Raw genomic sequence first — 8,320 nt, forward strand, 5'->3', positions numbered from 1 at the left:
ACGGGGGTGGCGGGTGGGCCAGATCGAGTTGGGTGACCGGTGGACCGAGCCGACGGTGGAGGATCGGCCGCTGGCCCGCTCCTGGTTGGCCGCCCGGTCGGTCCGTCTCGGTGTGCTGCTGGCGCTGCTGCTCGCCACCATGGGCGCGGCCGGCACCGGGCCAGCCCGGATCTCGGAGGTGACCATTCCGGCCCGGTTGGGCACGTCGGTGGTGACCGGCGTCGACCGGCTCTTCCTGATCGACCCGGTCGACCCGGCGGCGGAATCCCGGCAGCAGGTCAGCGCGTACCGGCTGCCCGGCGGCGAGCCGCTGTGGCGGGTACGGATGCCGGTGCCCGGCCCGCTCGGCGGCTACACCCTGATCGGCGACACGCTGGTGCTGACCTCGGACTGGGGTTCGGTCGCCCCCCGGCGGACAGTCGGCGTGGACACCGCGACCGGGGCGATCTCGTGGCTTCGTACGGCCTCTTTCGACGCCGTGAGCGCCCACGGCGACGTGCTGCTCTGGACCCCGGACGCCGACACCACCGGTGCGGGCGTCCCGGACGGGGAGGAAATCCCGGACGGCTTCGGCATGTGGACCCCGGGCACCCTGGAGGCGATCGCGCCGGACTCGGGTGCGGTGCGGTGGTCGGTCGAGCTGCCGGCCGGGGCGGTGCACGACTACACCGCTACGACCGACGAGGCCGCCGGTTGGTTCGACGGCCCGCTGCCGGACCGGGCGATGATCGGGCTGCCGGGTGGCCGGATCGAGGTGCGGGACCTGGACTCCGGTCAGGTGGTCCGGTCGGCGGAACTGCCCGCGCCGGGGGCGGGTGGCGTCGGGTCCTGGCCACCGGGGGCCGTCGGTGACCTGTTGCTGCGTCCCGAGGGCGCACGCAGCCTGACCGCGTACGGGCTGGAGCGGTTCGAACGGCGGTGGACGATCGACTGGGACACCGACCGGGATCCGTGGCCCCAGCCGTGCGGCGCCGTGCTCTGTGCCTTCCGCCCGAACGGCGGGGTGCGGGTGCTCGACCCCGACACCGGGGCGGTCCGGTGGTCCGACGACCGGTGGAGCGTCCTGCACTCGGTGGGGCCGTACCTGATCGGGAGCGACGAGGCCCGGCAGCAGCCGGCGCCCGGGCTGAGCGTGCTGGATCCGGGCACCGGCCGGGTGCTCGGCGACCTCGGCGCGTGGCAGGTGCTCGGGTCGCTCACCGACGGCGCCGCCCCGGCCGACGGGTGGACGGGCGGGCCTCGGCTGATCGGATTCCGCACCGGGCAGGACGGTCGCGCCCTGGTCGCCGCCGTCGACCTGGCGACGGTCTCGACCCGGCCGCTGGCGGTGCTGTCCGGCATCTCCGGTGACTGCCGGTACGCCCACGCCGTGCTGATCTGCCGCCGGCTCGACGCCACGATCGGCGTCTGGCGCCTACCCGTCTGACCCGCCCGCCCAGCCCGGTGGCCCTGCGGGAGACCCAGCCTGGACGACTGCTCGGCGGACCGGGTTGAGCTGGGGTTTGGCGGACGCGGCTAGGTTGTTTCGCAAGGGCTGGGCAGAGCCGAGAACTGGAGGTCGCGGTGCGGGTACTGGTGGTGGAGGACGAGCGGAATCTCGCCGACGCGATCGGGCGGGGATTACGCCGTCAGGGCATGGCGGTCGACCTGGCCTACGACGGCACCGTGGGGCACGAGATGGCCATGGTGACCCGCTACGACGTGGTGGTCCTGGATCGGGACCTGCCCGGCGTGCACGGCGACCAGATCTGCGCCGACCTGGTCAGCTCCGGCGCGCTGACCCGGGTGCTCATGCTCACCGCCAGCGGTACGGTCGCCGACCGGGTGGAGGGGCTGCAACTCGGGGCCGACGACTACCTGCCCAAGCCGTTCGCGTTCGACGAACTTGTCGCCCGGGTGCAGGCGCTCGGCCGGCGGGCCACCCCGGCCGCGCCCCCGGTGCTCACCGTCGCGGACCTGGTGGTCGACCCGGCCCGGCGGGTGGCCACCCGGGCCGGGATGCCGATCGACCTGACCCGCAAGGAGTTCGGGGTGCTGGAGGAACTGCTCAAGGCCCGGGGTGCGGTGGTGTCCAGCGAGGAACTGCTGGAACGGGTCTGGGATGCCAACACCGACCCGTTCACCACGACGGTACGGGTGACCGTGATGACCCTACGGAAGAAGCTCGGTGACCCACCGCTGATCGAGACCGTGGTCGGCGCCGGTTACCGGATGCCGGAGCGCTACCTGCCCGAGCAGGTGGGCGTATGACCGTCTACCTGACCCGTCGCCGCGCCCGGCTGCGGCCCACGCTCCGCCTGCGACTGACCCTGCTCAACGGGGTGCTACTGGTCGGTGCCGGCGCCATCCTGTTGTTGCTGGCCTGGCTGCTGGTCACCGGCGGGCTCCGGGGGGCCGGCGAGCTGCGCTCGGGCACCGTGGTGCTCGCCGACAACACGCAGGTGAGCGCGTTGGAGTGGCAGGATCAGCTACTCGCCGCCGCCACCCGGGAGTTGCTCGTCAAGGGGCTGGTCGCGCTGCTCGCGATCAGTGTGGTCGGGGTGGCTGGCGCGTACGCGGTGGCCGGCCGTGCCCTGCGCCCGCTGCACCAGGTCACCTCCACCGCCCGGCGACTCGGCGAGGCAACCCTCGACCAGCGGATCCGTTACTCCGGGGCGGACGACGAGGTGGCCGAACTGGCCGACACCTTCGACGCGATGCTGGACCGGATCGGTGGCGCCTTCGAGGCGCAGAAACGTTTCGTCGCGAACGCCTCGCACGAGTTGCGTACGCCGCTGGCGGTGATGCGTACCGAGGTCGACGTGACCATGGCCGATCCGGACGCGGACGTGGCCGAGTACCGCCGGATGGCGACCGTGGTCCGGGACGCCTCCGAACGGGCCAACGGGCTGGTCGACTCGCTCCTGGTGTTGGCCCGCAGCGAGGCCCAGTCGGGTCGCCGGTTGAGTCGCAAGGCACCGACCGACCTGGCCGACGGCGCTGCCGCCGCGTTGTCGGCGATGCGGGCCGAGGTGAACCGGCTCGGGCTGGAGGTCACCACGTCCCTGCGGCCGGCGCCGGTCGTCGGTGATCCCAGCCTGCTCGAACGCTTGGCCGGCAACCTGATCGAGAACGCGGTTCGGTACAACCACCTGCACGGCCGGCTCTGGGTGCGGACCAGTTCGGACGCCGTCCAGGTGCAACTGGTGGTCGGCAACACCGGCTTCGAGGTGGAGCAGGCCGACGTGCCGGGCCTGTTCGAGGCGTTCCGGCGCGGTGGTCGGGAACGGACCGGCGCCCGCGGCTCCGGTCTCGGACTCTCGATCGTCTCGGCGGTCTGCGATGCCCACGGTGGGGTGGTGAGCGCGGTGGCCCAACCAGGTGGGGGGCTGGAGGTCACGGTGACGTTGCCGGCCGCGGCAGCGACCCCGGTGGTGGCGGCGTCCGCGGTGGTGGTCCCCACCCAGTCCGCCGCGCCGGCACCGGCACCGACCAGCGCCGGAACACCGGCACGGGCACCGACCAGCGCCGGAACACCGGCACGGGCACCGACCAGCGCCGGAACACCGACGTCGGCCCCAGCTCCCGCCCCCGCCCCGGTCCCTGCCCCGGCCACGGCGGCGGCGGAGGGAGCGGCGGGGGCGTCGACCCCGTCGGGGGGCGGTACGGCGGACGTCGGCTGAGCCGAGTGTGTGCCCGGGGGCCGCACCCGCCGCCGACAGGCGCCAGGTGCGGCCCTCCGGGCCGTCGGACTCAGGCCGGCAGGCCGGCCACGCCGTACGGCAGGAAGCGTTGGCCGGTCACCCGCTCCGAGGTGCCGCTGCGGTCCAGGTACGGCGTGATGCCGCCCAGGTGGAACGGCCAACCCGCGCCGAGGATCAGGCAGAGGTCGATGTCCGCCGCCCCGGCCACCACGCCCTCGTCCAGCATCAACCGGATCTCCTGGGCCACCGCGTCCAGCGCCCGCTGGCGTACCTGTGCGGCGTCGAGCGGTTGGTCACCGACCTGGAGCAGGGCGGCGACCTCCGGGTCCACCTCGCCATCGACCAGCAGCGGCCGGCCGGACTCGGCGATCCGCCTCAGGTTCTCGCTCGTCCCGTACCGGTCCGGGAAGGCCGCGTGCAGGGTCGCTCCGGTGTGGTACGCGACCGCCGGCCCGACCAGTTGCACCAGTGCCAGTGGCCGCATCGGCAGCCCCAGCGGGTCCAGTGCGGAGTCGGCCACCGCCAACGGGGTGCCCGCGTCGACCGCCGAGAAGATCTCCCCGATGAAGCGGGTGAGTAGCCGGTTGACCACGAACGCCGGGGCGTCCTTGACCAGTACGCAGGACTTGCGCAACTCCTTGCCGACCGCGAACGCGGTGGCGAGGGTGGCGTCGTCGGTCCGCTCGCCTCGGACGATCTCCAGCAGGGGGAGGACCGCGACCGGGTTGAAGAAGTGGAAGCCGACCACCCGCTCCGGGTGCTCCAGGTCGGCCGCCATCGCGGTGATCGAGAGCGAGGAGGTGTTCGTGGCGAGCACCGCCTCCGGCGAGACGATCTTCTCCAGCTCCGCCCAGACCTGCTTCTTCACCCCGAGATCCTCGAAGACGGCCTCGATGACGAAGTCGGCGTCGGCGAAGACGGACTTGTCGACCGAGCCGCCGACCAGGCCGCGCAGCTTGGCTGCCGTACCGGTGTCGAGGCGGCCCTTGCCGACCAGCTTCTCGATCTCGCCGTGCACGTACGCCACGCCCTTGTCGACCCGGGTCTGGTCCAGGTCGGTGAGGACCACCGGCACCTGCAACCGTCGGGCGAACAGGAGCGCGAGCTGCGAGGCCATCAGACCGGCGCCGACGATGCCGACCTTGGTCACCGGGCGGGCCAGGGTGGCCGGGGGAGCACCGACGGGCTTGCGGGCACGCCGTTGCACCAGATCGAAGGCGTACAGGCCGCTGCGCAGCTCCTCGCTGAGCACCAGGTCGGCCAGGGCCTCGTCCTCGGCTGCCGTACCGACCTCGAACGGTGCGTCCTTGGCCAGCCCGAGCAGTTCCAGCGCCCGGTACGCGGCCGGCACCGCGCCGTGCAGCCGCTCGTCCAGGGTCTGCTTGGCGAAGAACATCACCCCGTCCCACATCTCCCGGTCGACCTCGGGGCGGCTGACCGGGACCGTGCCCCGGACCACACCGGCCGCCCACTCCAGCGACCGCTCCAGGAAGTCGGCCGGTTCGAGCAGTACGTCGGCGATGCCCATCTCGGCCGCCTGCTTCGGCTTGAGCATCCGGTTCTGCATCAGCGGGTTCTGGATGATCACCTGGGTGGCCATCGGGATGCCGATCAGGTTCGGCAGCAGTTGGGTTCCACCCCAGCCGGGGACCAGCCCCAGCGACACCTCGGGCAGTGCCAGCGCCGCCGCGCCCCCGGAGAGGGTCCGGTAGTGGCAGTGCAGGGCCAACTCCAGCCCGCCGCCCATCGCCGCGCCGTTGACGAAGGCGAAGGTCGGCACCGCGCTGTCCCGTAACCGGGCGAAGACCCGGTGGCCGAGGCGGCCCAGTTCGAGCGCCTGCTCCCGGTCGGTGACCAGCGGGATGCCGGTCACGTCCGCGCCGACGCAGAAGATGTACGGCTTGCCGGTCACCGCGACCAGCGCCGGCTCGGCCGCGAGCGCGGCGGTGATCGCCTCGTCCAGACTGGCCAGACCGGCCGGGCCGAGGGTGTTCGGCTTCCTGTGGTCGAAGCCGTTGTCCAGGGTGATCAGTGCGGCGGGTCGGTCCAGCCCGGGTACGGCGACCAGCCGCAGCAGCGCCTTCGTGACGACCTCGTTCGGGTTCTGCACGGTGCTCATGACGCCGTCACACCTTCCGCTCCCGACTGCGGGGCTCGCAGGACCGGCTCACTCCTCGCGCTCTCCCCGGTCCAGTGCGGGTTCTCCCAGATGACCGTGCCGCCCATGCCAATGCCGATGCACATGGCGGTGATGCCGTACCGGACCTCGGGCTGCTCGGCGAACTGCCGGGCGAGCTGGGTCATCAGCCGTACGCCGGAGGAGGCGAGCGGGTGACCGATGGCGATCGCCCCGCCCCACTGGTTGACCCGGGGATCGTCGTCGGCGATGCCGAAGTGGTCCAGGAAGGCGAGCACCTGGACGGCGAACGCCTCGTTCAGCTCGAACAGGCCGATGTCGTCGATGGTCAGGCCGGCGATCCGCAGTGCCTTCTCCGTGGAGGGGATCGGGCCGATCCCCATCACCTCCGGCTCCACCCCGACGAAGCCGTACGACACCAGGCGCATGCCGATCGGCAGGCCCAGTTCGTGGGCGACATCTTCGGCGGCGAGCAGGCTGGCGGTGGCGCCGTCGTTGAGTCCGGCGGCGTTGCCGGCGGTGACCCTGCCGTGCGGGCGGAACGGTGTCTTCAGCCCGGCCAGCTTCTCCAGGGAGGTGTCCCGGGGCGCCTCGTCCACACTTGCCAGGCCCCAGCCGGTCTCGGGGTCGCGGATCGCCACGGTCACCAGGTCGTCCTGGAGCTTGCCGTTCGCGTACGCCTTGGCGGTCTTCTGTTGCGAGGCGAGCGCGAACGCGTCCGTGCGTTCCTTGGTTATGTGCGGGACCCGGTCGTGCAGGTTCTCCGCGGTCGAGCCCATGACCAGCGCGGACGGGTCGACCAGCTTCTCGGCCAGGATGCGGGGGTTCGGGTCGACGCCCTCGCCCATCGGGTGCCGGCCCATGTGCTCGACGCCACCGGCGATGGCGACGTCGTACGCGCCCATGGCGATGCCGCCGGCCACTGTGGTCACCGCGGTCATCGCGCCGGCGCACATCCGGTCGATGGCGTAGCCGGGCACGGTCTTCGGCAGGCCGGCGAGGAGCGCGGCGGTCCGGCCGATGGTGAGGCCCTGGTCACCGATCTGGGTGGTGGCGGCGATGGCGACCTCGTCGACCCGCTCCGGTGGCAGTTGGGGGTTGCGTCGCAGCAGTTCGCGGATGCAACGGATCACCAGGTCGTCGGCGCGGGTGTTGGCGTACATGCCACCCGCTTTGCCGAACGGGGTGCGGACGCCGTCGACGAAGACGACATCCCGGACTTCACGGGGCACTTGAGCCTCCTTGGCGGCGGGGTGTGTCTCGGATGCTACTTGCCAGTAACTATCGCTGTCAGTACACCTTCTGTGGCCCAGGCCACACCGCGTACGTCGGGTCCCCCCAGCCGGTCCGGTAGGTTGATCGTGACCAGGCAGGGCGACACGGAGGCGGCGTTGAAGGTACTGGTAGCGGGTGGTGCGGGCTTCATCGGCAGCACCGTGGTCTCGGCCTGTCTGGACGACGGGCTGGAGCCGGTCATCCTGGACAACCTCAATACCGGCCGACGGGAGTTCACCCGCGACCGGATCTTCTACCAGGGCGACATCGCCGACGGCGCGCTGATCGACCGGATCTTCGCCGAGCACCCGGAGATCGGGGCGGTGGTGCACGCGGCGGCCCTGATCGTGGTCCCCGAATCGGTGGCCCAGCCGTTGCGTTACTACCGGGAGAACGTGGCCAAGTCGGTCGACTTCCTCGACCATCTGCTCCGCAACGGCTGCGAGCGGCTGCTGTTCAGCTCATCTGCCTCGATCTACCGGCCGGGCGAGGACTTCTCCGTCGACGAGGACTCGGTGCTCGATCCGACCAGCCCGTACGCCCGCACCAAGGCGATGCTGGAGGCGATCCTCGCCGACACCGCGGACGCCTCCCCGCTGCGGGCGCTGTCGCTGCGCTACTTCAACCCGGTCGGCGCCGATCCGATGATGCGTACGGGGCTGCAACTGCGCCGCCCCAGTCACGCGCTCGGCAAGATGATCAGCGCGGTCGAGAGCGACGACGAATTCCTGATCACCGGCGTCGACTGGCCGACCCGCGACGGCTCCGGAATCCGTGACTACATCCACGTCTGGGACCTGGCCCGTGCACACGTGCAGGCGCTACGCCGGTTCGACGACATCCTGCCGCCCGGCGGCGGACGGTCGCACGACGTGATCAACCTGGGGACCGGGAACGGCACCACCGTGCGGGAGTTCGTCACCGCGTTCAACGCGGTCAGCGACCGGCCCCTGCGGGTACGGGAGACCGGACCCCGGCCGGGCGACTCGGCCGGTTCCTACACCCGTACCGGCCGGTCCCGGCGACTGCTCGACTGGAAGCCGGAACTGACCCTGGAGGACGGCATCCGACACTCGCTGGAGTGGGCCGCCCGACGGGACGCCGTCCTTCCCCCCGCCTGAGTCGCAGTGAAAGGAGGGGCCCCGTGTTTAAGCAAAGAGGTTACAAGGGGGCCCGCCGATACAACGGGGGCGGGGTGGGCTGCGGGTTTGTGGGGGGGGTTACG

5 protein-coding genes and 1 pseudogene are annotated in these 8,320 nt (G+C 71.9%); 4 read left to right on the forward strand and 2 right to left on the reverse strand.

Annotation, left to right across the window (positions count from 1 at the left end):
• The first annotated feature begins 13 nt into the window (after window positions 1-13).
• From ACIBF5_RS11050 to ACIBF5_RS11060, 3 genes and pseudogenes are all read left to right on the forward strand, one after another.
• A complete protein-coding gene (locus ACIBF5_RS11050) occupies window positions 14-1,426 on the forward strand; it encodes a PQQ-binding-like beta-propeller repeat protein (RefSeq protein WP_396810358.1) in 1,413 nt (470 codons plus the stop codon).
• A gap of 137 nt (window positions 1,427-1,563) precedes the next feature.
• Entirely contained in the window at window positions 1,564-2,250 is a 687-nt protein-coding gene (locus ACIBF5_RS11055) for a response regulator transcription factor (protein WP_396810360.1), read from the forward strand.
• Window positions 2,247-3,398 (forward strand): annotated as a pseudogene (locus tag ACIBF5_RS11060) (sensor histidine kinase); the annotation flags it as partial. The gene ACIBF5_RS11055 and the pseudogene ACIBF5_RS11060, both read left to right, overlap by 4 nt.
• Window positions 3,399-3,732: 334 nt before the next feature.
• On the opposite strand, the gene ACIBF5_RS11065 reads toward ACIBF5_RS11060, so the two are convergent.
• Both ACIBF5_RS11065 and ACIBF5_RS11070 read right to left on the reverse strand, forming a co-directional pair.
• Window positions 3,733-5,802 (reverse strand): 3-hydroxyacyl-CoA dehydrogenase NAD-binding domain-containing protein, encoded by a 2,070-nt coding sequence (locus ACIBF5_RS11065; RefSeq protein WP_396810362.1) that lies wholly within the window; start codon window positions 5,800-5,802, stop codon window positions 3,733-3,735.
• Window positions 5,799-7,052, reverse strand: a complete 1,254-nt coding sequence (locus ACIBF5_RS11070; RefSeq protein WP_396810364.1) for a thiolase family protein — start codon at window positions 7,050-7,052, stop codon at window positions 5,799-5,801. The genes ACIBF5_RS11065 and ACIBF5_RS11070 overlap by 4 nt, the downstream gene beginning before the upstream one ends.
• A gap of 129 nt (window positions 7,053-7,181) precedes the next feature.
• Between ACIBF5_RS11070 and galE the strand changes: the two genes are divergently transcribed.
• Window positions 7,182-8,216 carry a UDP-glucose 4-epimerase GalE gene (gene galE / locus ACIBF5_RS11075; protein WP_396810366.1) on the forward strand — a complete coding sequence of 345 codons (1,035 nt, stop codon included), beginning with the start codon at window positions 7,182-7,184 and terminating at the stop codon, window positions 8,214-8,216.
• Window positions 8,217-8,320: the final 104 nt, after the last annotated feature.

The organism is Micromonospora sp. NPDC050417 (assembly GCF_044458865.1).
GTDB lineage: Bacteria > Actinomycetota > Actinomycetes > Mycobacteriales > Micromonosporaceae > Micromonospora_G.